Origin of the sequence: Microbacterium aurugineum (assembly GCF_023101205.1) — a bacterium.
GTDB lineage: Bacteria > Actinomycetota > Actinomycetes > Actinomycetales > Microbacteriaceae > Microbacterium > Microbacterium aurugineum.
This window is the reverse complement of record NZ_CP078078.1, coordinates 2,646,589-2,668,650: the sequence shown is the minus strand read 5'-3', so window position 1 is coordinate 2,668,650 and position 22,062 is coordinate 2,646,589. Positions and strand designations below refer to the sequence as shown.

General features: G+C 68.5%; 25 protein-coding genes. 15 read left to right on the top strand and 10 right to left on the bottom strand.

Annotated elements, in window-relative coordinates; genetic code table 11:
* Positions 1–19 precede the first annotated feature (19 nt).
* Positions 20–865, bottom strand: a complete 846-nt coding sequence (locus KV397_RS12845; RefSeq protein ID WP_248569703.1) for an SDR family oxidoreductase — start codon at positions 863–865, stop codon at positions 20–22.
* A 93-nt stretch (positions 866–958) separates the two neighbouring features.
* Between KV397_RS12845 and KV397_RS12840 the strand changes: the two genes are divergently transcribed.
* The 3 genes from KV397_RS12840 (at position 959) to truA (ending at position 3,943) form a co-directional block, all read left to right on the top strand.
* Positions 959–1,324 (top strand): winged helix-turn-helix transcriptional regulator, encoded by a 366-nt coding sequence (locus KV397_RS12840; protein ID WP_131491815.1) that lies wholly within the window; start codon positions 959–961, stop codon positions 1,322–1,324.
* Between the two features lie 99 nt (positions 1,325–1,423).
* Entirely contained in the window at positions 1,424–2,965 is a 1,542-nt protein-coding gene (locus KV397_RS12835) for an APC family permease (RefSeq protein ID WP_261811426.1), read from the top strand.
* A gap of 135 nt (positions 2,966–3,100) precedes the next feature.
* Positions 3,101–3,943 (top strand): tRNA pseudouridine(38-40) synthase TruA, encoded by an 843-nt coding sequence (gene truA, locus KV397_RS12830; RefSeq protein WP_261811425.1) that lies wholly within the window; start codon positions 3,101–3,103, stop codon positions 3,941–3,943.
* 26 nt (positions 3,944–3,969) lie between these two features.
* Here truA and KV397_RS12825 read toward each other — a convergent pair whose 3' ends face one another.
* From KV397_RS12825 to KV397_RS12805, 5 genes are read right to left on the bottom strand one after another with little or no spacing between them, the layout of a single operon-like run.
* Positions 3,970–4,497, bottom strand: a complete 528-nt coding sequence (locus KV397_RS12825) for a hypothetical protein (RefSeq protein ID WP_261811424.1) — start codon at positions 4,495–4,497, stop codon at positions 3,970–3,972.
* A complete protein-coding gene (locus KV397_RS12820; RefSeq protein ID WP_261811423.1) occupies positions 4,494–5,102 on the bottom strand; it encodes a hypothetical protein in 609 nt (202 codons plus the stop codon). Before KV397_RS12820 ends, KV397_RS12825 begins: the two co-directional genes overlap by 4 nt.
* Positions 5,086–5,643, bottom strand: a complete 558-nt coding sequence (locus KV397_RS12815) for a hypothetical protein (protein WP_261811422.1) — start codon at positions 5,641–5,643, stop codon at positions 5,086–5,088. Before KV397_RS12815 ends, KV397_RS12820 begins: the two co-directional genes overlap by 17 nt.
* 9 nt (positions 5,644–5,652) lie before the next feature.
* Entirely contained in the window at positions 5,653–6,843 is a 1,191-nt protein-coding gene (locus tag KV397_RS12810) for an apolipoprotein A1/A4/E family protein (RefSeq protein ID WP_261811421.1), read from the bottom strand.
* Entirely contained in the window at positions 6,840–7,145 is a 306-nt protein-coding gene (locus KV397_RS12805; RefSeq protein ID WP_261811420.1) for a hypothetical protein, read from the bottom strand. Before KV397_RS12805 ends, KV397_RS12810 begins: the two co-directional genes overlap by 4 nt.
* A gap of 337 nt (positions 7,146–7,482) precedes the next feature.
* On the opposite strand from KV397_RS12805, the gene KV397_RS12800 reads away from it, so the two are divergent.
* The 4 genes from KV397_RS12800 to glmM all read left to right on the top strand — a co-directional run bounded on the left by KV397_RS12800 (position 7,483) and on the right by glmM (position 10,688).
* Positions 7,483–8,151, top strand: coding sequence for an endonuclease/exonuclease/phosphatase family protein (locus KV397_RS12800; protein ID WP_047520836.1), 669 nt, complete (start codon positions 7,483–7,485; stop codon positions 8,149–8,151).
* A 204-nt stretch (positions 8,152–8,355) separates the two neighbouring features.
* Positions 8,356–8,802: a 50S ribosomal protein L13 gene (rplM, locus tag KV397_RS12795; RefSeq protein WP_047520838.1), complete on the top strand. Its 447-nt coding sequence runs from the start codon at positions 8,356–8,358 to the stop codon at positions 8,800–8,802.
* Between the two features lie 27 nt (positions 8,803–8,829).
* Positions 8,830–9,315, top strand: a complete 486-nt coding sequence (rpsI, locus tag KV397_RS12790; protein ID WP_017828210.1) for a 30S ribosomal protein S9 — start codon at positions 8,830–8,832, stop codon at positions 9,313–9,315.
* Positions 9,316–9,329: 14 nt separating this feature from the next.
* A complete protein-coding gene (gene glmM, locus KV397_RS12785) occupies positions 9,330–10,688 on the top strand; it encodes a phosphoglucosamine mutase (RefSeq protein ID WP_047520846.1) in 1,359 nt (452 codons plus the stop codon).
* Positions 10,689–10,766: 78 nt separating this feature from the next.
* Here the strand turns inward: glmM and KV397_RS12780 are convergent, their stop codons facing one another.
* Both KV397_RS12780 and KV397_RS12775 read right to left on the bottom strand, forming a co-directional pair.
* The gene (locus KV397_RS12780; RefSeq protein ID WP_153243642.1) at positions 10,767–12,218 is read right to left on the bottom strand and encodes a hypothetical protein; all 1,452 of its coding nucleotides are present in this window, start codon (positions 12,216–12,218) and stop codon (positions 10,767–10,769) included.
* Positions 12,215–13,000 carry a glycosyltransferase family 2 protein gene (locus KV397_RS12775; protein ID WP_131491824.1) on the bottom strand — a complete coding sequence of 262 codons (786 nt, stop codon included), beginning with the start codon at positions 12,998–13,000 and terminating at the stop codon, positions 12,215–12,217. Before KV397_RS12775 ends, KV397_RS12780 begins: the two co-directional genes overlap by 4 nt.
* Before the next feature lie 54 nt (positions 13,001–13,054).
* Here KV397_RS12775 and KV397_RS12770 point away from each other — a divergent pair, with 54 nt between their 5' ends.
* Positions 13,055–13,498 carry a GtrA family protein gene (locus KV397_RS12770; protein ID WP_052193329.1) on the top strand — a complete coding sequence of 148 codons (444 nt, stop codon included), beginning with the start codon at positions 13,055–13,057 and terminating at the stop codon, positions 13,496–13,498.
* A gap of 141 nt (positions 13,499–13,639) precedes the next feature.
* Positions 13,640–14,917 carry a polysaccharide biosynthesis protein gene (locus KV397_RS12765; RefSeq protein ID WP_261811419.1) on the top strand — a complete coding sequence of 426 codons (1,278 nt, stop codon included), beginning with the start codon at positions 13,640–13,642 and terminating at the stop codon, positions 14,915–14,917.
* On the opposite strand, the gene KV397_RS12760 is transcribed toward KV397_RS12765, so the two are convergent.
* Positions 14,862–15,251, bottom strand: coding sequence for a VanZ family protein (locus KV397_RS12760; RefSeq protein ID WP_131491826.1), 390 nt, complete (start codon positions 15,249–15,251; stop codon positions 14,862–14,864). The two genes, KV397_RS12765 and KV397_RS12760, sit on opposite strands and share 56 nt — an antisense overlap.
* Positions 15,252–15,255: 4 nt before the next feature.
* Positions 15,256–16,230, bottom strand: coding sequence for a Ppx/GppA phosphatase family protein (locus KV397_RS12755; RefSeq protein WP_131491827.1), 975 nt, complete (start codon positions 16,228–16,230; stop codon positions 15,256–15,258).
* A 28-nt stretch (positions 16,231–16,258) separates the two neighbouring features.
* Between KV397_RS12755 and coaA the strand changes: the two genes are divergently transcribed.
* The 6 genes from coaA (at position 16,259) to KV397_RS12725 (ending at position 21,971) form a co-directional block, all read left to right on the top strand.
* Positions 16,259–17,212, top strand: coding sequence for a type I pantothenate kinase (coaA, locus tag KV397_RS12750; protein WP_134353110.1), 954 nt, complete (start codon positions 16,259–16,261; stop codon positions 17,210–17,212).
* 63 nt (positions 17,213–17,275) lie between these two features.
* Complete coding sequence (gene glmS / locus KV397_RS12745) at positions 17,276–19,123, top strand: glutamine--fructose-6-phosphate transaminase (isomerizing) (protein ID WP_261811418.1); 1,848 nt, start codon at positions 17,276–17,278, stop codon at positions 19,121–19,123.
* Between the two features lie 94 nt (positions 19,124–19,217).
* Positions 19,218–19,577 carry a holo-ACP synthase gene (locus KV397_RS12740; RefSeq protein ID WP_047524761.1) on the top strand — a complete coding sequence of 120 codons (360 nt, stop codon included), beginning with the start codon at positions 19,218–19,220 and terminating at the stop codon, positions 19,575–19,577.
* Positions 19,574–20,680, top strand: coding sequence for an alanine racemase (alr, locus tag KV397_RS12735; RefSeq protein ID WP_261811417.1), 1,107 nt, complete (start codon positions 19,574–19,576; stop codon positions 20,678–20,680). The genes KV397_RS12740 and alr overlap by 4 nt, the downstream gene beginning before the upstream one ends.
* Positions 20,677–21,174: a tRNA (adenosine(37)-N6)-threonylcarbamoyltransferase complex ATPase subunit type 1 TsaE gene (tsaE, locus tag KV397_RS12730; RefSeq protein ID WP_227992019.1), complete on the top strand. Its 498-nt coding sequence runs from the start codon at positions 20,677–20,679 to the stop codon at positions 21,172–21,174. The genes alr and tsaE overlap by 4 nt, the downstream gene beginning before the upstream one ends.
* Complete coding sequence (locus KV397_RS12725; protein ID WP_232762443.1) at positions 21,171–21,971, top strand: response regulator transcription factor; 801 nt, start codon at positions 21,171–21,173, stop codon at positions 21,969–21,971. The genes tsaE and KV397_RS12725 overlap by 4 nt, the downstream gene beginning before the upstream one ends.
* Positions 21,972–22,062 lie beyond the last annotated feature (91 nt).

The window sequence follows — 22,062 nt, the reverse complement described above, 5'->3', positions numbered from 1 at the left end:
CACTCGGTTGCGGTGCAGCTCAGGCGACCGCGCGCAGGCCCTCGACGAGCGGAGTGGTCGGACGGCCGATCAGGCGGGCGAGCGTGCCGTCGGTGTCGGCGAGCGCGCCACCCTTGATCCCGGCGTCGAGCGCGGCGACGAAGCCGGCCGTGCCTTCGTCGAGCCCGGCGTCGCGGAGTGCCGCGACCTGATCGTCCGAGGAGACCGGGACGAAAGTCACCGGGCGCCCGGTGACCTCGGAGAAGGCCGCCGCGAGATCGGAGTACGTCCAGGCGACGTCGCCGCCCAGCTCGTAGACCTCTCCGATGTGACCGTCTTCGAGTGCGACGACGGCGGCGGCCTCCGCGAAGTCCCTGCGGCTGGCCGACGCGACTCGTCCGTCTCCGGTGCCTGCGGTGAGCACCCCGGTCTCGGCAGCACGTGCGAGGTCGGCGGCGTAGTTCTCGGTGTACCAGTTGTTGCGGAGGATGACCGCGGGCAGTCCCGCGGCGGCGATGAGCTCTTCCGTCGCCTTGTGCTCCGGTGCCAGGACGAGGTCGCTCGAGGTCGCCTTCGGAGCGCTGGTGTAGACGAACTTGGTGACACCGGCGGCCTTCGCCGCGTCGATGACCGTCCGGTGCTGGGGAACGCGCTGGCCGACCTCGGAGCCGGAGACCAGGATGACCGTGTCGACGCCGTCGACGGCTGCGGCCACGGAGGCGGCGTCGGTGTAGTCGAGGTGAACACTGCGCACGCGTGGATCGGCGACCTTCGTCGTGTCGCGCGCACCCGCGACGATCGACTGCGGGTCCGCGCCGCGCTCGAGGAGGCTGTCGATGATGAGGCGGCCGAGGTTGCCGGTCGCGCCGGTGACGAGGATGGTCATGGGGATCCTTTCGTAGGTGACACACTCGACAACCCCGGGGTGGTGATTCGGCATTCCAATCTGCGGGTACCCACTTTGAAGTAAGGTACCCACATAACGGTAAGTTTCGCGCAGATCAAGGAATCGACACCCTTCGCCTTCGATCAGAACTGCGGCACACGTGTCGTCCTCGATCACATCATGAGCAAGTGGGGCGTCCTGGTCCTGTCGTGCCTGTCCGATGGCACACACCGCTGGGGTGCGCTGCGTCGTGAGGTCGACGGCATCAGCGAGAAGATGCTCGCCTCGACGCTGCGCACCCTCGCCGATGACGGACTCGTGCACCGGGAGTCGCTGCCGACCGTGCCGCCCCACGTCGAATACAGCCTGACACCGCTCGGTCGCGACCTGATGGAGCGGATGCTCCCGCTGATGGAGTGGGTCGCCGACCACGCCGACGGCATGCTCGGACGGGACTGAACTTGCGGATTCCGTCGTGGGAGGCGGTCTCTTGCTTCGAATTCTGACGGTTTCAGAAACCCGTTGACGCGATAACCGCGGTGGCCTTACTGTTCTGACATGGCAGCAACGACGCCGATTCACCTGGAACGACCCGATGGCAAGGGTCTCGCTGCGGGAACACTGGGATTGTGGGGATCCACCGTCATCGGTCTCGCCTCCACCGCCCCCGTCTACTCGCTCGTCGCGACGCTCGGATTCGTCGTGCTCGCGGTGGGGGCTCAGGCTCCGATCGCCTTCATCATCGCGTTCGTCCCGATGCTCCTGATCGCTTTTGCCTACCGTGAGCTCAACAACGCCGTTCCCGACTGCGGCACCACCTTCACCTGGGGAACCAAGGCCTTCGGGCCGTGGGTCGGCTGGATGGGCGGCTGGGGCGTCGCGGTCGCCGGCATGGTCGTGCTCGCGAACCTGGCCCAGATCGCCTCGGTCTACTTCTGGTCGCTGATCGGACAGGACCTGGAGAACAACGACTGGCGCGTCGTCGTCGTCGCCGTCGCTTTCATCGCCGCCATGACGTGGGTGAGCTGGCGCGGTGTCGAGATCGGCGAGCGCATCCAGAACATCCTGCTCGGCATCCAGTACCTGGCGCTGGCCATCTTCGTCGTCACGGCGCTGTGGCAGTTCTTCGCCGGGACGGCCCCGAACCCGACCCCGTTCGACTGGGAGTGGCTGAACCCGTTCGCCTTCACCGACTGGTCTGGCTTCACGGAGGCGATCCTCCTCGCGCTCTTCATCTACTGGGGCTGGGACACCTGCCTCGCGCTGAACGAGGAGACGAAGGACCCGAAGCGCATTCCCGGTCGCGCCGCACTGCTCACCACCGTCATCCTCCTCTTCACGTATGTCGCGGTCACGATCGCGGCGATGATGTACGCCGGCCTGGGGGAGGACGGCACGGGACTCGGCAACGAGGCGAACGCCGACGACTTCTTCCTCGCGATCAAGGACGGCCTCCTCGGACCGTTCGGTTGGGTCCTGGTCGTGTCGGTGATCATCTCGGCGATCTCGTCGACGCAGACCACCATCTTGCCGACCGCCCGTGGCACGCTCGCGATGGGGGTCTATCGCGCGCTTCCCGCCAAATTCAAGGAGGTGCACCCGACGTACAAGACGCCGTCGTTCTCGACGATCGTCATGGGCGTGGTCGCCTCCGTGTACTACATCGGCATGACCTTGATCAGTGACAACATCCTGCAGGACTCGATCCTGTCGCTCGGTCTCGCGATCGCCTTCTACTACGCCATCACCGGTTTCGCGAGCGTCTGGTACTTCCGCAAGGACCTGACCGCCTCGGCGCGTGAGTTCTTCTTCAAGGGGTTGTTCCCCCTGCTCGGCGGGCTCATGCTGACCTGGGCGTTCGTGCAGTCCGCGATCGACATGTGGGACGTGGACTACGGCTACACCGTGCTGTTCGGCATCGGCGGCACCTTCGTGATCGGCGTCGGCTCCCTCGCCTTCGGCCTGGTGCTGATGTTCGTCTGGTACCTGTTCCCCCGGTCCAAGCGCTTCTTCCGCGGTGAGAGCCTGAACCGCGACACCCAGGTGATGGTGCCCGATGAGCCCGCGGTGACGATCCGATCCATCGACGGCGGCATCTGAGGATGACGGTCGCCACCGCCGACCTCTACGACGAACTCGAAGAAGGATCGTATCTGTACAGCGACGAAGACGGGATCCTGGTCGAACGCTGAGCGGCGCCCATCGGCTCCGGGGCGCTTGTCCTAGGCTTGCTGCGTGCGCATCCGGCTCGACATCGCCTACGACGGCACCCACTTCCGCGGGTGGGCGAAGCAGCCGACGCTCCGCACCGTGCAGGGGACTCTGGAAGCCGCCCTGGCCCGGATCGTCGGCTCCGACGTGCAGTTCGTCGTCGCCGGACGCACCGACGCCGGCGTGCACGCGAGCGGTCAGGTGGCCCATGTCGACCTCGACGAGAAGCAGTGGTCGCGCATCGAGTCCCGACAGGGCCGCGCGCCGCTGGAGCCCGCCGAGACCATCGCCGGTCGCATGCGGGGCGTGCTCGGTGCGTACTCGGATGTGACGGTCACCCGCACCTCGATCGCCCCGGAAGGTTTCGACGCGCGCTTCTCGGCGGTCTGGCGCCGGTACCGCTACCGTCTCGCCGATGCCCGGACCGGGTTCGACCCGCTGCGCCGGCACGACACGACGACCGTCCGCGGTCGGCTCGACGAACAGGCCATGGACGCTGCGGCGCGCACCCTCATCGGCCTGCACGACTTCGCGGCGTACTGCAAACCTCGCGAGGAGGCGACGACCATCCGCACGCTGCTCGACTACCGCTGGGCCCGCGACGCCGAGGGTGTGCTCGTCGCCGAGGTCAAGGCCGATGCGTTCTGCCACAGCATGGTGCGCGCGCTCGTGGGGGCCTGTGCCGCCGTGGGGGAGGGGCGGCTCGGCGTCGATGATCTCGTCGTGCTGCGCGATGCGCTCACCCGGACCAGTGAGTTCAAGGTGCTGGCCGCGCGCGGCCTGATCCTCACCGAGGTCGGCTACCCCGCCGATGACCTGTTGGCGACGCGGGCCGAGCAGACGCGCGCTCGCCGCGACCGCGGGTAGCGGTCGCCTCGTCTCCGGAGCGGGCCTCAGCTCGGGACGGCGGGATGAACGTCTGCGGGAGGTGTGCCGCCGACGAGCGAGATCACGTCATCGAGGATGAATCCGAGCACCGGGGCCGCGTCGATCACGTCGGCGACCAGCGTGCGTTGACCGACGCGGCGCTGCGCGCGCAGCATCATGGAGACGGGCACGTGTTCCCGCGGCGCGACGAAGGAGAGCACGGCCCGACCTCCGGAGAAGGGAACGGTCCGCTGGGAGACCGTGAACGCGAAGGGGGAGTCGACAACGGATTCCGTGCCCTCCACCACGCTGAGATCGACGATCGCGCCGGTGGCCCCCGCGCCGAGCACATGCCACACCCGGCCGACCGTGTTCGCCGTGATCGGCGGGCGGCCGATGGTGGCGGCCATCGCCCGGCGCGCCTGGTCACCATCGATGAAGCCCGGGACGGAATCGGCCGCGATGCGCGTCAGCTCCATGGCGAGTTCTGCGGCCTCGGCCTCCTCGACACCGAATGGCGTCGGCAGCCAGCCGAAAGGAAGGGCATCGGTCACTCGAATCTCCAGACGAGAGTCGACGCCACCGCATCCGCGAGTGCGGTGAAACCGTCGAGAGCGGGGCCGGCTTCGGCGACCCCGGGGTGCACGATCGACGCCATGACGAGGATGCCTCGCTGCGGGGCCGCTCCGGGGAAGGGGCGGACGTAGCAGATCTCCCGCGCGGACACTCCTTCGGTCGATCCACGTCCTTCCCGCTCGGTCTCCCAGCGGTAGACCGATGTCCCGTCGTCGGCATCCAAGGTCTCGACCGTGGCGCCGCCCGCGCGGCGGTGCACGTCCTCTTCGAAGGTGCCCTGTGCGATCCAGGGCACCGTCACGATGCTCATCGGCGTTCCGCCCTCGACGGGAGGGATGACGGGCATGTAGATTTCGATCGCTCCGCGTTCGCGTAGCTGTGCCCACTGCTGGTGCACGGCCGCGCGCGCCTGACCGAACAACTCGGGGCGGTGCACCTCGAGGAAGCGCGCACGCAGGAGGCCGACGAGCTCGTCACGACCCGCATCATCGGCGACGAACCGCCCCCAGTCCGGGGGCACGAGCAGCGTGTAGCCCTGCGGCGTCGGCTCGAATCGGCCGAGGATCTCATCCTTCAGTGACACGCAGCGCCCTCTTTCTCCGACGCTCCGCACGTAGACGCTTCATGCGCACCGCAGCGATGATCCCCGAGGCGATGAGCACAAGAGTGAACGGGGCGACGATCCAATGCCAGCCGATCGGGTAGCCATCAGTGCCCGGGGTCCAGATCACCCCCGTCGGGTCCTTCTCGAACGCGGCGATGAAGATCGTGACATAGCCCGCCAGAAGCGGCACGAAGGTCATGTAGGCGATGTCATCGGCGATCTCGAGCCCGCCGAGCAGCAGGTAGGCGGAAGCGCAGCCGATGGCGATCAGGCCGGCCGCGATCGTGAGCCAGGCGGGCACGCTCAGCACCGGCCACGGCAGCAATGAATCTCCGAAGCTCAAGCACTCGTTGGAGTAGTAGACCCGGCCACAGTTGAGGATGAGGCGAGCGCCGGCGGGAACGATCCACTGCGCCAGTGTCGCGATCGTGGCGAGGATGGCAATCAAGCGTAGGACGCCGAGCCGCAGGGGCAGCCAGCCGCGATTGAGTCCGAAGATGGGCTGTGTCGAGAAAGGCACGGTGTCAGCCTACGGGCGGCCGAATGAGTAGTAGAACGGGTTGATCGGGCTGCTGTAGAACCCTCCGGCGACTCCCGCGACCCAGCTGCCGACCGAGGTCACGCCCGCTCCACCGATCTTCGGAACCGTGCTCAGGACGGCATCCGCCCAGGCATCCGCGATGGTCGCGCTGCGCGGTCCGGACTTCGCCGCCCAGTCGGCGAGGGCGGTGCCCCACTTGTTCAGCGCCGCCCACTCGGAGCCGCGCGCCAGAGTCGAGAAGGGGTTCGTGAATCCGCTGAGCTGAGGCATCGAGGCCGTGCGCACTCCGCTCGCGAACGAGGGGAACTTCGACGCCGTCTGCGATGCGGTCACGAGCGCCTCTCCACCGTTCGCCGCCGTCGCCAGGCGGATGGAGCGCGAGGCGAGTCCACCCACACCGGCGGTGACCAGGCCGAACGTGCTCCACAGCACATCCGACTGCGATGCCTTGCCGTTGGCGTACATGTAGATCGTGCCGGCCAGATGGATCGCCGAGAGTGCCAAGGTCGCGGCGAGGAGAATCGTCGACCACGGGCTGGAGACGACGAACAGCGCGACGACCGCGATCGCGATGATGGCGTATCCGATGTACACCAGAGCACTGGCGATCGTTCCCCAGAACCCGTCGTCGTTGTCGGCGGCATCGATGGCGTCAGCGACGCCGTCGGCTGCCGTGTCGAAGGCCGCCTCCCACGCGGAGAACGTGCTGTCGAAGGCCCGCCACAGATCTTCTCTCGCCTCGGAAGCCGCGGTCACGGCGTTCGCGGCGTCCATGAGATCCTCTGACTGCTGATCTGCGTCGGCTGCCGGTATCCAGAGCGCATCCTGCTGGTCGCTCACCGCGGAGTGATAAGCGGTCTCGGCGGACTCCAGCTCCTGGTGGTTGTTCGTGTACCAGGCGCGCGCCGTCTCCAGCGCCGTCGCGTAGGGGGCCAGAGCCGTTCCGGTTCCTTCATAGCGGATGCCCGCCTGGCGGAGGTCGGACTCGATGCTCTCGGCGTCTTGCTTGAGCTTCTCGGTGCCCTGGCTGATCTGCGAAGCGGCGATGTCGCGCAGGGTGTCGGCGGTGCGTTTCATCGCGGCGCCGAGGTTCGTGTACTGCGTCGCCGTCGCCGCGATCGTCTCGGGGATGCCTTCGAACTGACGCAGTTCGTGGCCGGTGAACGGTGAACTGCTCATGAGCCGCCCTCCTTGCTGTCGAGCTCGGCGGAGGCCTGAGCCTCCCACTCGTCCCAGCCCTCGATGATCCCGTCGAGCCGCTTGTAGACGTTCTCGACCGACTCCTTGAGGTCATCGCGGTTGCCCGACCAGTTGGACTCGAACCAGCCGACACGGTCACGCAGCTTCGACTTGCCCTGCGGGGTGCCGATGGCGCTCTCGAGGGTGTCGTTGATCGAGCCGGCGTCCTCGAAGTCGGCCTTCGCGGTCTTCAGCGTGTCGCGAGCTTCGCGGAGGCGTTCACGGTCGAGCAGTACGTCCACGGTCAGAGTCCTTCCGCTGTGAGGGTCAGAATGATTGGCCTGAGCGCGGGCAGAGCAGAGCGGGAGGGGCGGTGGATGTCACCGACCCGCCCGCTCGAGGCGCCGCCGTGCGTCAGCTGCCCGCGAGCTGCTGATCCAGATCCTGGATCGCACGCATCATGCCCAGCAGCGACTCCGACATGTCGTTGATACCGTCGACCGCGGTCTTCAGACCCGTCGATCATATTCGGTAACCATGTGTAAGGTAATATTCTACTCTGAGCGGTCGTCCGCGACGATACGCGAAGGCGCCGATCCGGAGCCGGGGCACAGCAGGGGCGAGTAGCGTGGGACGGTCATGAAGGTCATCTCGTACAACCTCCAGAAGCATCGGGCCGCGGGCGAACTCGCGGCGCTGGTCCGCGAGCACGACCCCGACATCCTCTGCCTCCAGGAGTGCGATGTCCCCGAGCTTCCCGCGCGGATCGGTGATCTCGAACTCGCCGACGCCACACAGGGCAACCGCCTCGGCCTCGCCCTGTTCTATCGGTCGAGTTCGTACCACCTGCAGTCCATCCGCACGCTCGGGCTGAAGAAGTCGCTGCATGACCGGATCGCCAAGCCCGCCCACGAACGCGTGCTCGGTGCGCGACTGCGCGACATCGACGACGGCCGGGACTTCATCGTGGCCTCGTTCCACGCGGCACCGTTGACCGCGTTGAACTCCTTGCGTCGCCACCAGATCCGCGCCGCGCTCACCGAACTCGCGGCGCTGGGTGAAGGGCTGCCCCAGCTGATGGTCGGCGACTACAACTACCCGATCTTCAAGGAGAACCTCGGACAGGCCGTCCGCAACCACGGCTATGCCCTGTCGCTCAGCGACGACCACACCTACACGCGCTATCGGGTGTTCCGCGGACACTACGACTTCGCGACGTCGGCCGGGTTCGAGATCGAACGCATCACGACCCTGCCCCAGGGCGCGAGCGACCACCGGCCGATCCTCGTGACGGTCAAGCCCGACTGAGCAGTGCGGTTTGGGCATACCGCACCAGGTGGCGTATGATTTCCCTTTGGTGCCTTTACCCGCGTGCGGGAGAGGGCATCGTCCGAACGTGAGCCCTCCACTGGCGTGTTCCCCTCTCTTCCCGCTCGATGAGCCGGAGAGGACGAACCACCCCGGAGTGGGATTCACGAACTTCTCCGTTCGACACAAGAAAGCAGCACTATCGTGACGCGCACTTACACTCCCAAGGCTGGCGAAGTCCAGCGCGATTGGGTCGTCATCGACGCCACCGACGTCGTTCTCGGCCGCCTCGCCTCGCACGCCGCCACCCTCCTCCGTGGCAAGCACAAGCCGACCTTCGCCAACCACATCGACTCGGGTGACTTCGTCATCATCGTGAACGCGGAGAAGGTCGCGCTCACCGGTCAGAAGCTCCAGAAGAAGCTGGCTTACCGTCACTCCGGCTACCCGGGTGGTCTGAAGTCGGTCACCTACGCCGAGCTCCTCGAGAAGAACCCGGTCCGTGCCGTGGAGAAGGCCATCCGTGGCATGCTCCCGAAGAACAGCATCGGCCGCCAGCAGCTGTCCAAGCTCAAGGTGTACGTCGGTGCAGAGCACCCGCACGCCGCGCAGCAGCCGACGCCGTACACCCTCGACCAGGTCGCCCAGTAAGCGCCGTAAAGACTTAAGGACATACTCGTGGCTGACATCCAGGACACCACCGAAACCCCCCAGAACTTCTCGACGTCGACTCCGGAGACCGACGTGGTCGAGGCGGCTCCCCGCCCCGTCCTCAGCGTCCCCGGTGCCGCTGTCGGCCGTCGCAAGCAGGCCATCGCCCGCGTGCGCATCGTCCCCGGCTCGGGCACGATCACGGTCAACGGCCGCACGATCGAGGACTACTTCCCGAACAAGCTGCACCAGCAGCTCATCAACGACCCGTTCACGGTGCTGAACCTCGCCGGTGCATACGACGTCATCGCTCGTATCTCCGGTGGTGGCCCCTCGGGTCAGGCCGGCGCACTCCGCCTCGGAATCGCTCGTTCGCTGAACGGCATCGACGAGGAGAACAACCGTCCGACCCTGAAGAAGGCCGGCTTCCTCTCCCGCGACGCTCGCGTCAAGGAGCGCAAGAAGGCTGGACTCAAGAAGGCCCGCAAGGCGCCTCAGTACTCGAAGCGTTAAGGTCCACTGCTCCGATGCCGATCTTTGGCACGGACGGCGTGCGAGGACTCGCCAATGGCATCCTCACCGCCGACCTGGCGCTCACCCTGGCCCAGGCGACTGCTGTCGTCCTGGGCCAGGGCCGTACTGCGGAGGCCCGCAAGGCCGAGGGCAAGCGACTCACCGCAGTTGTCGCCCGGGACCCCCGGGTCTCCGGACACTTTCTGACCGCGGCCGTCTCCGCAGGTCTCGCCTCCTCGGGCGTCGATGTGCTCGAAGCAGGGGTCATCCCCACGCCGGCGCTCGCGTTCCTGGTGGCCGACCGCGATGCCGACTTCGGCGTCATGATCTCGGCGTCGCACAACGCGGCCCCCGACAACGGCATCAAGATCTTCGCCAGAGGCGGACGCAAGCTCCCCGACGTGGTCGAGCAGCGCATCGAAGAGGCCATGCACGGGGAGATGCTGCGTCCCACCGGTGCCGGCGTCGGTCGGATCGACCGGTTCTCCGACGCTGAGGACCGCTACGTCGTGCACCTTCTCGGCTCACTGCCGAACCGTCTGAACGGCATCCACGTCGTGCTCGACTGCGCCCACGGCGCGGCCTCCGGTGTGTCGCCGGAGACGTTCCGCGACGCGGGTGCCGAAGTCACCGTCATCGGGGCGGACCCTGACGGCTGGAACATCAACGACGGGGTCGGTTCGACCCACCTCGACAACCTCGCCGAGGCCGTCGTGCGTCTGGGAGCCGACATCGGCATCGCCCACGACGGCGACGCCGACCGATGCCTGGCCGTCGACGCCGAGGGCAAGGTCATCGACGGAGACCAGATCATGGCGATCCTCGCGGTGTCGATGAAGGAGCGCGGCCACCTCACCGACGACACCCTCGTCGCGACCGTGATGAGCAACCTCGGACTCCACGTCGCGATGCGCGAGCACGGGATCACGATCCGGCAGACCGCTGTCGGCGACCGGTATGTGCTCGAGGACATGAACGAGGGCGGGTACGCCCTCGGTGGCGAGCAGTCGGGTCATGTCATCATGAGCGAGTATGCGACCACGGGGGACGGCATCCTCACGGGTCTTCACCTCGTCGCGGAGATGGCGCGGCAGAAGAAGACGATCGCCGAGCTCGCCTCGGTGATGACCGTCTACCCGCAGGTGCTCATCAACGTGCGCGACGTCGACAAGGACCGCGTCTCCGAAGACGAGGTCGTGCAGCAGGCCGTGCGCGACATCGAGACCGAGCTGGGAGACACCGGCCGCGTGCTGCTGCGCAAGTCCGGCACCGAGCCGCTCGTCCGCGTCATGGTGGAGGCGGCCGACGCCGAGTCGGTGCACGCCTACGCAGGACGCCTGGCGGAGGTCGTCCAGGAGCGTCTCGCGCTCTGAGGCCCGTAGTCCTTCGGAACCGGTCGGTCGCTGATACAGCGTCCGGCCGGTTCTTCGTTCACCGCGAGGACCCCTTCTCTAGGGGGCCGCGCAGATCCGGTAGAGGTCGCTGTCGACGAGCGTCTCGGTCGTGCACGCGAGACCTGTGAGCCGGGGAACGCCCGCCATCGCTGGCGCATCGAAGAGGCCGACATGCGCGCCGGTGAGCACGATGGGCGGGACGGCCGCGCCCCACGGATCCGCGGCGAGCCACTCCACGCCGTTTTCGGTGACCCAGGCGGTCAGCGGCACGACGGCGGCTCGCTGACGCTCGAGGGTGAGCGCCCGAGGCTCGAACGACGACGCGACGTGCACGGCAGCGCCCCCGGCGACGACGGCGGCCAGGAGCGACGCGGCGACGACACCGAAGATGCGCAGGACGCCGCGTCGGGGAAGTCGCGCGACAGACCAGACGGCGACGGCGGCGATGACCGGGAAGAACGCATAGACGGCGGGGGCGGGGTGCCGCACCCACAGCGGCAGCCGCGAGGCCGTCGCCCACCAGCCGATGAAGGCGAGTGCGCCGACGAGCGCCGTGAGGGCGTACGCGATCACGACGCGCTCGGTCTCCGTCGCGGTGCGCCACCGCCGGACGATGCCGACCACGGCGAGGGCGACGGCCAGGAGGGCGCCGAGCACGGCGAGTGCCGGAGGCAGGGACCAGGAGCCGGCGAGGGTGTCGAGCTTCTGCAGCACCGTGGTCGCCGCGTCGTCCTGGCCGCCGCTCCGGATGAAGTAGGCGAGGTCGCGCAGGTGCTTCACGTAGCCCGAGAAGCCGAGCGAGACCAGGGCCGCCAGTTCGACGAGCAGTGTCGGTACGGCGACCAGCAGCAGCGGCAGCCACGATCGCCGCAGCGTCTCGCGAACCCGTGCCCACCCTGCGCCGTCCGAGAGCACCCACAGGGCCACGGCGAAGGCCGGGAGGACGAGGATCGCGATGAGCTTCGTCTGGATCGCCAGCCCGATGAAGAGACCGGCCAGCCACGCCCGGCGGGGGAGCACGAGGAGCGCCCAGACGATCAGGGCCGCCGCGGGGATCTCGCCGAGGAGGTCGGCCGGCCCCTGGATCGGGGAGATTCCGGCGTCGGCGGTGAAGGCGAGGGGCACGGCCACGGCGAGCAGCGCAGCCCAGCGACCGCCGATGCGTCGTCCGAGCACCGCGAGACCCAGGAGCAGCACGATCCAGAAGCCCAGCGGGACGAGCCGGGAGGCCAGCACCGGATCGATACCGGTCGCGAGGAGTGCAGCGACCGGGAGGAGCACGACCGGTCCCGTGGAGATGCGCGGGTCGAACGGAGTCATGGTCGAGCCGGAGAGCGCGCCGTCGCTGGAGTATCCGAGCCCGTCGAGCAGATTGCGGGGGACGGTGAGGTTGAAGGCCTCATCCTCCCAGAACGGCCACACCACGAGACTGTGCCAGGCGACGATGACGTGCCCGATCAGCAAGGCGGCCGCGGCCACCCAGAACACGATCGTGCGTGCGCGGGTCATCGCGCGACGGTCTCCGGTCGATGGATGTTGCGCAGCGGAGCGGACGGCCGCAGGGAGAGTTCCCACGCTTCGACGAGGGCGGTGCGGACGAAAAGGCGCAGGCGCTTCGGGGGGAGAGCGACGGTGCTCCCGCGTCCCCACATCGTGCCGGTGGCGGAAGCGCCGCGGCGGGGGATGCTGTCGACTCGAAGGTAGCGCACCGTGAACCCCGCGCGGGCCTCGGCCAGAGAGAAGTGCACGTGCGGCACCGATGCATCCGGTGGGGTGGCCTCGACCAGGGCCCGCAGGGCTGGCGTGCGGTACGCCCGCAGCGGGGTGTTCACATCCGGGATCCGGCGCCCGGCGGCCAGCGCGATCACAAGACCGACGGCTCCCGTGAGCACCTTGCGGTACCAGGGGTCCGTGCGTCCGTCGCGGACGCCGTGGACGACATCGGCGCTCTCGGCGTCGAGCGCGGCGAGCAGCCGGGGGAAATCGCGGCCGTGGAACTGCCCGTCGCCGTCCACGTGCACGAGCACATCGGGCTCCACTGCAAGCCCGGCGCGATAGGCCGCGAGTGCGGTCGGACCGTGCCCGCGGTTGAGCGGCTGCACCTCGACCGCGACGTCCTCGACGTCGTCGAACACGGTGGCGGTCCCATCGGTCGAGCGGTCGTCCGCGATATGGAACGTCACGCGGTCGACCACCGGAGACAAGGAGTCGCGGATCTCGTCGATGAAGTCGCGGATGCCTTCGGCCTCGTTGTAGGCGGGCATGACGACGGCGAGGTGGCGGAGGGTCACGGGGTCCTTGGGGTGGCGAGGTGCGCGGGGATCAGGAAGTAGCCTAGTTGAGCTATGGATCTTCCCACCCGACTGCGTCGGCTCGCCGGCGTCGGCAGCCGGTTCCTGGTCGTGGGCGCGCTGAGCACTCTCATCGAGGTGGGGGTCTTCAACCTCCTGGTGTTCGTGTGGGGCTGGGATGTCGTCGCCGCGAAGATCGTGGCTTCACTGGTCGCGCTCGTCAACGCCTACATCGGCAACCGGGAGTGGACCTTCCGGCACCGTGATCGGCGGGGGAGGACCGCGGAGGTCGTGTTGTTCCTCGCCACGAACGCCGTCTGCACCGCCCTGGGCGCTGTTCTCGTCTGGGTGGGGGTCGAAGGCGTGGAGGCGATTCTCGGGCGAGAGCCGGGCGCTGTCGCGGTCAACCTCGTGAACCTGACGAGCATCGTGATCGTGGTTCTGCTGCGCTTCGTGCTTTATCACGGCATCGTCTTCCGCGCGTCCCCGAAGCCGTGACGATCACTCCGTGACCGCGGCGTCGGCGCGCGCGTGACGGCGATGACGTCGTCGATATGCCAGGAGGAGGACGATCACTCGGGCGGAGGCGGGGAGGCCGACGTCCGAGAGACCTATTTCAGGGAGGGCTGACACAGGGGGATGTCGGAGAAGACGATCGCACTCGCGCCACGGCGCCGACGTGCACTGGCCGCGACGGTCGACGCAGGAGCCTGGATCGTGGGCATCCTCGCCGCCGTCGTGCTGCGATTCGAGTTCGAGCCGACGCTGGCGGGATGGGCATCCACGGTCGTGCTTGCCTTGACGGCGGCGGCGATCCAGGTGGGCATCGGGTTCTCCCTGCGTTTCTACCTCGGGCGCTTCACCTACGGGTCGTTCGAGGAGGTGCGCAATCTCGCGGCTGCGGTGAGCGCGCTGGCGCTGGTGCTCGCGGTGGCGGTCATCATCGTGGGGCCCTTCATCGGTGTCCCCCGGGGGACCGTCCTGCTCGCCTTCCCCTTCGTGCTCCTGCTGATGTTCGGCGTCCGTTACGCGGCCCGCCTGTTCATCGAACGGTCGCGCAAGCCGGACGACGCCGCGGATCCTGCGGTCGTCATCGGTGCCGGCCACGTCGCCGACACGCTGCTGCACAACGTCACCACCGACCCGTCCTCGCCCATCCGGCCGGTCGGGATCCTCGACGACGATCCGGGCAAACGGCACCTCCGGCTACGGGGCGTCCCGGTGCTCGGCCGCACCGATCAGATCGCGGAGATCGCGGCGCGCACGGGAGCGAAGGTCCTCGTCATCGCGATCGGACGCGCGGATGCGGCGCTGCTGCGTCGACTGACGGACGATGCGGAGGCGGCGGGCCTCAGAGTCGTCGTCACCCCGACCCTGAGTAGCATGGTGAGCGGCGAGGAATCGCCCGGGGACGTGCGCGACATCAGCATCGAGGACCTGATCGGGCGCCATCCCGTCGACACGAATGTCGAGTTGATCGCCGGGTACATCACAGGGCGCCGTGTGCTGGCCACCGGCGCCGGCGGATCGATCGGCTCGGAGCTGTGCCGCCAACTCGTCAAGTACGGGCCGAGCGAGCTGATGATGCTCGACCGCGACGAGACCGGCCCGCAGATGGCGCAGCTCGGAACGGCGGGCCACGGCCTGCTCGACACCAGAGATGTGGTGCTCGCCGACATCCGCGACAGCGCTGCCCTCTTCGAGATCTTCCGCGACCGCCAGCCCGAGGTGATCTTCCACGCCGCCGCGCTCAAGCATCTGCCCATGCTCGAGCAGTATCCGGACGAAGCCTGGAAGACCAACGTCATCGGCACGCTCAACGTGCTCGACGCCGCACGCGAGGCGGGAGTGAGCACCTTCATCAACATCTCGACCGACAAGGCAGCGAACCCGACCAGCGTGCTCGGGAGGGCATGAAGCCCTGCACCGACTCGATCACCGCACTCATCAGTGCGCCGATGACGACGATCTGCCAGAGTCGCAGACGCGGCAGTGCGAAGGCGAGCAGCAGACCCACGGGCACGAACAGCGAGACGTTCGCGAGCACCTCCAGCACCACGGCACTCGGGCGGTACGGGGCGATGCCCGCGTCGGCGACCCACCGGGCCATGATGCCGACCAGACCGGTGACCTTCTCGGAGACCGTCGCCGGCAGCCAGACGGTGAACCCCACGAAGAGGAGGTAGCCGACGAGCGCCACCCGTGCGATCAGCACTCCGCCGGGCACGGGGGCGAGGCGGGGGGAAGGCATGCCGTCATGGTAGCCGCGGCGGCTCCTCGATGCTCTCAGTCTCGATCGGGGTCCCGTTCAGATGCTCGATGTAGCGGAGCAGCACTCCCTCGCGCAGCGCCCACGGCGACACTTCGAGCTCCTCCAGTTCGAGCGCGGTCATCGCCACGTGCAGCGACACGGCCGCGGCCACGATCTGGAAGGTCCGGTCGGGGGTGATCCCCGGCAGTTCCTGTCTGGCCGACGCGGGAAGGCGCGCGAGCCGGGGGATCCACGAGCCGAGCGACGCCCGCGGCAGCAGCATGCGTTCGCTCCCCGACCATCCCGGCGCCGGATAGCCGACCAGGCGGGCGAGCGAGCGGATCGCCTTCGAGGAACCCACCACGTGATCGGGACGGGGGAGGGCGACGAATCGGGGCAGGACGGTCGCGATGGTCGCCTCCGCGTGCGCGCGCAGTCTCTCGACGTCCGCCTCGCCGGGCGGGTCGTTCGGGAGGTACTGCACCGTCATGCGCCCGGCTCCGAGGGGCACGGACGCGGCGGCGTCGGGCATCTCCTCCGCTCCGGCCGCGATCTCCAGAGAGCCCCCGCCGATGTCGAGCAGCAGCAGCTGTCCGGCCGACCAGCCGAACCAGCGCCGCACGGCGAGGAAGGTCAGCTCCGCCTCGGTCTCGCCGTCGAGCACCTGCAGGGGTTGCCCCAGAGCGGCCTCGATGCGGGCGATGACCGCCGCGCCGTTGCGGGCGTCACGCACCGCGCTGGTCGCGGTGGCCAGGAGGGCGTCGACGCGCTCGGCCTCGGCGACGCGGCGGGCCTGAGTGACCGCGGTCTCGAGCGCCTGCACGCCCTCCTCCGAGATCGCGCCGTCGGGTGTGAGGTAGCGCATGAGGCGCAGCACCGTCCTGTCGCTCGTCGTCGCGAGCGGACGTCCACCGGGGCGGACGTCGGCCGCCAGCATGTGAACGGTGTTTGATCCGATGTCGAGGACTCCCAGGCGCACGGAAAGAGACTACTCGCGCCCGGATACGATGTACTGCGTGACCACCGTCGACCCCACGCTGCCGCTGTCGCCCTATCGGGAGATCGGACGCGCGGAGTGGGCGCGTCTCGCCGCCGGGCTCGATCAGCCGCTCACCGAGACCGAGGTCGTCGAACTCCGCGGTATCGGGGATCGTCTGTCCCTCACCGAGGTGCGCGAGGTGTACCTGCCGCTGAGTCGTCTGCTCAGCCTGTACGCGACGGCGACGAAGCGTCTGGGCGCCGCCACCTCGTCGTTCCTGCAGGAGGACGACACGACGACGCCGTTCGTCGTCGGCGTCGCGGGCTCGGTCGCGGTCGGCAAGTCGACGATCGCCCGTCTGCTGCGCGAGCTGATGAGCCGCTGGCCCGGCACCCCGCGAGTGGAGCTGGTCACCACCGATGGCTTCCTCTATCCGAACGCCGAGCTCGAACGCCGCGGCATCATGGACCGCAAGGGCTTCCCGGAGTCGTACGACCGGCGTGCGCTGATCGAGTTCCTGACCGAGGTGAAGAGCGGGGCCACCGAAGTGCGCGCGCCCTTCTACTCCCACATGCGCTACGACATCGTCCCCGACGCGAACGTCGTGGTGCGTCGCCCCGACGTCGTGATCGTCGAGGGGCTGAACGTGCTGCAGCCGCCGCCCGCCCCGAACGACGTCGCAGTGAGCGATTTGTTCGATTTCTCGATCTTCGTCGATGCCGAGACCTCGCACATCGAGAAGTGGTACGTCGATCGCTTCCTCGCTCTGCGGCAGGCGGCGTTCAGCAACCCCTCGTCCTATTTCAACGTGTTCGCCCATCTCACCGATGAGGAGGCGATCACGACCGCCCTCGGGTATTGGAACGAGATCAACATGCCCAACCTCGTCGAGAACGTGATGCCCACGCGACACCGGGCGCGACTCGTGCTGCGCAAGGGCGCCGACCATGACGTCGAGAGCGTGCTGCTGCGCAAGCTCTGAGGAGCACGCCGACCGAAATATTGTTCGGACGACTCGCAAAAATCCCGGCTTACTCTTGTTCGCATGTGTGGAATCGTCGGATACGTGGGCCCGCGCCCCAGCCAGGACATCCTTCTTGCCGGCCTCGCCCGCCTCGAGTACCGCGGCTATGACTCCGCGGGCGTCGCCGTGATCGACGGTGACGGATCCCTCGGCATGCGGAAGAAGGCGGGCAAGCTCGCGAAGCTGCGCGACTCGCTTGCCGACGCGCCGCTCCCCGACGGGTCGACCGGTATCGGTCACACGCGCTGGGCGACGCACGGCGGACCGACCGACGTCAACGCCCACCCGCACCTGGCGGACGACGACAGGCTCGCCGTCATCCACAACGGCATCATCGAGAACTTCTCGGCCCTGCGTGAAGAGCTGCTCGCTGACGGTGTGGTGTTCCGCAGCGAGACCGACACCGAGGTCGCAGCCGCCCTGCTCGGGCGTGAGTACGCCGGCAACGGCGGAGACCTGCAGCTCGCCTTCCGCAAGGTCGTGAACCGCCTCGAGGGGGCGTTCACGCTTCTCGCGATGCACCAGGACCACCCGGGCCTCGTGGTCGGCGCCCGCCGCAACTCGCCGCTCGTGATCGGTCTCGGCGAGGGCGAGAACTTCCTCGGCTCCGACGTGGCCGCCTTCATCGAGCACACGCGCAAGGCCTTGGCGATCGGCCAGGACCAGATCGTCTCGATCACCCCCGACTCCATCAGCGTCATCGACTTCGCCGGCACCCCGGTCGAGCCCGAGCCCTTCGACGTCTCGTGGGACGCCGCCGCCGCCGAGAAGGGCGGATGGTCGAGCTTCATGGCCAAGGAGGTCTCCGAGCAGCCCGAGGCCGTGGCGAACACGATCCGCGGCCGCATCCAGGACGGCCAGGTCGTCATCCCCGAGCTCGACGGCCTCGACGACCTCTTCACCGGGATCAACCGCGTCATCATCACCGCGTGCGGCACGGCTTCGTATGCGGCCCTCGTCGGCAAGTATGCGATCGAGCAGTGGGCGCGCGTCGCGGTCGACGTCGAGCTCGCGCACGAGTTCCGCTACCGCGATCCGGTGATCGGCGCCGACACCCTCGTCGTGTCGATCAGTCAGTCGGGCGAGACCATGGACACCCTGATGGCCGTGAAGTACGCCCGGGAGCGAGGCGCCCGCACGCTCTCGATCTGCAACACCCAGGGTGCGACCATCCCGCGCGAGTCGGACGCCGTCGTCTACACCCACGCCGGCCCCGAGGTCGCGGTCGCCTCGACCAAGGCGTTCTCGGCGCAGATCACCGCCCTGCTGCTGCTCGGCCTGCACATGGGGCGCGTGCGCGGCACCGTGGCCGACGCCTCGACCGACGTCGCGGAACTCACCGAGCTGCCCGCGAAGATCGCCGAGGTCCTCGAGAGCGAGCAGGAGCACGTCACCCAGCTCGCCGGATGGATGGCCGACACCCGCTCGGTGCTGTTCCTCGGTCGCCACGTCGGCTTCCCGATCGCCCTCGAAGGTGCGCTCAAGCTCAAGGAGATCTCCTACATCCACGCGGAGGGCTTCGCCGCGGGCGAGCTCAAGCACGGTCCGATCGCTCTGATCGAGCCGGGGCAGCCCGTGTTCGTGCTGGTGCCCTCCCCGCGTCACTCCGCGCTCGTGCACTCGAAGGTCGTCTCGAACATCCAGGAGATCCGTGCTCGCGGTGCCCGGGTGATCGTGGTGGCCGAAGAGGGCGATGCGGCCGTGCTGCCGTTCGCCGACGAGGTCATCCACATCCCGCTCGCCGGAGCGATGTTCGAGCCGCTGCTCTCGGTCGTGCCGCTGCAGATCTTCGCGATGGCGCTCGCGACCGCGAAGGGCCTGGACGTGGACCAGCCCCGAAACCTCGCGAAGTCCGTCACCGTCGAGTAAGACAGGCTTCGAATCACGCGAATGGCTCCGTTTCCACCGGAAACGGAGCCATTCGCGCGACATCAACCGGATGCATGCTCGATAGGCTGAACGGATGATCATCGGCACCGGCATCGACCTCGTGGACATCCCGCGGTTCGAGCGCACGATGACCCGGACCCCCCGCCTCCTGGAGCGGCTCTTCGCCCCGTCGGAGCGCCCGCTGCGTCTTCCTTCCCTGGCGGCGAGGTATGCGGCCAAAGAGGCGCTGATCAAAGCACTCGGCGGCTCGGATGGGGTGCACTGGACCGAGATCGAGATCGCCTCGGAGGCGTCGGGTCGTCCGCACTTCGTCCTCTCCGGCTCGACGGCCGCGGTCGTCGAGGAGCGCGGCATCCGCACCCTGCATCTGACTCTCACCCACGACGCGGGCCTCGCTGCCGCGTTCGTCGTCGCAGAAGGAGCGCCGCTGTGACCGTCCCGTTCCGTGAGGCGACCATCGACCTCGATGCCGTCGCCGACAACGTGCGGCACTTCCGCCGCCTCACCGGCGTCGAGGTGATCGCGGTCGTCAAGGCCGGCGCCTACGGGCACGGTGCTGCCGCGACCGCCGTCGCCGCGCTCTCTGCCGGAGCGACACGCCTCGGCGTCGCCGAGATCCCCGAGGCCCTCGAACTGCGCAGGCAGGGCGTGCACGCGCCGATCATGGCCTGGTTGCACGCGCCGGGCGAGCGGTTCGAGCACGCCGCGGCCCAAGACGTGGAGATCGGTGTCTCCTCCTTCGATCAGCTCGAGGCCGCCGCTGCCGCTGCCGCCGTCGACCGTCCGGTCGGGGTGCACCTCAAGTTCGAGACGGGGCTGTCGCGCAACGGCATCGCTCCGGCCGACTGGGGGCGGGTACTGGCCGAGGCCGCGCGTCTGGAGCGGATCGGACGACTGCGTATCGTCGGCCTCTTCAGCCACCTCTCCAACACCTCCGCGGAGGACGACCGGGCTGCGCTGGCGAAGTTCGAGGAAGGTGTCGCCGCGGCCGCCTCTTTCGGTATCCATCCCGAGATCCGGCACATCGCCGCCACCGCCGCAGCGATCGACCTGCCCGAGATGCGGCTCGATGCCGTGCGCATCGGCATCGGGCTCTTCGGCCTCTCGCCGTTCGACGACCGCAGCTCCGCCGAGCTCGGTCTGCGTCCGGCGATGACTCTGCGCGGAGCGATCGTCGCGGTCCGCCGGGTGCCCGCGGGCACGGGTGTCTCCTACGGCTACGCCCACCGCACGGATCGCGACACGACGCTGGTGCTCGTGCCCCTCGGATACGCCGACGGCGTGCCCCGGAACGCCTCGGGCAGGCTCCCCGTCTCGATCGGCGGACGGCGGTTCGTGAACGTCGGGAGGATCGCGATGGATCAGTTCGTCGTCGACGTCGGTGACACGCCGGTCTCGGTCGGGGACGAGGTGGTCCTGTTCGGCGATCCCACCCTCGGCGTGCCCTCGGCGGCGGACTGGGCCGCGGCCGCCGGAACCATCAACTACGAGATCGTCACGCGCATCGGTCCCCGGGTGCCGCGGAGGACGTCGTGAGCGTGGACCCCGCTTTCCTCGGCAGACGGGAGATCGCGACGTCCGAGGAGATGGAGCAGCTCGGCTTCCGGATCGGTGAGCAGCTGGAGGCGGGCGACCTGCTCATCCTCACCGGACCGCTGGGCGCCGGGAAGACGACGTTCACCCGTGGTCTCGCCGAAGGGCTCGGTGTGCGCGGACCCGTGCAGAGTCCGACCTTCGTGATCGCCCGCACCCACCCCTCGCTGGTCGGGCGTGCGCCGCTCGTGCACGTCGACGCGTACCGACTCGGATCGGCGGCGGAACTCGAGGACCTCGACCTCGACCTCGAGCGCTCGGTGGTGGTGATCGAGTGGGGGAGGGGGATGGCCGAGGATCTCGCGGACGCGTGGTGGGACATCGAGCTCGAGCGACCGGTCGGCGTCTCCGAACTCGACTCCGGGGAACTCGACCCCTCGGATCTCGATGCGGATGCCCCACGGATCGTGACCATCGTGCGCGAGGAGACCCCATGAGTGCGGCGACGTCCCCCCTCGTCGCCGTGATCATCGATGACGACCCGGGCGTCCGCTCGCTCCTGGACGAGGTGTTCCTGGCCGCCGGCTTCGAGACCTTCCTCGCAGGTTCCGGCCCGGACGGGATCGCGGCCGTCGAGCAGCATCGCCCGGTGATCACCACCCTCGACATCAACCTGCCGGGGATCGACGGCTTCGAGGTCGCGCGACGGATCCGGCAGGTCAGCGACACCTTCATCATCATGCTCTCGGCCCTGTCGGACGAGTCCGATGTGGTCCTCGGTCTGACCTCCGGAGCGGACGAGTACCTCGTGAAGCCGTTCCGGCCCCGTGAGCTGCGTGCGCGCATCCAGGCCCTGCTGAGGCGCCCGCACCCCGCGGCCGCGCCGCCGACCACCGAGTCACGCCCAGCGACTGCAAACGAGCCGTCCACCGACGGTGCGACGGTGCTGACGTGGCGGGGCCGGGTGCATCGCGACCTCAGCCTCGATCTGGACACACGGCTGGTGCTCGTCGGCCAGAAGCGCATAGATCTCACTCCCACGGAGTTCGACCTGCTCGCGGCGATCCTCGAGGCGAACATCCGGGTGTCCAGCAAAGCGGAGCTCGCGCGCGGACTGCGGGGAGCGCCACCGGGGTCGAACGATTACGTGAGCGAACCGGACAAGCGGGCGATCGAGACCCACATCGCGAATCTGCGGCGGAAGCTGGGTGACAGCTCGGCGAACCCGCGCTACATCGAGACCGTGCGCGGAGTCGGTTACCGCCTGACTCCCGCTGATGACACGGGAGGCTGAACCGGGGCGGGGCCGCGGCTCCCCAGCCGCGGCCCCGGCGCCTGCGAATCCCCACTCGCGTGGCCCCGGCGTCTGCGTTGTTCCCCAGTCG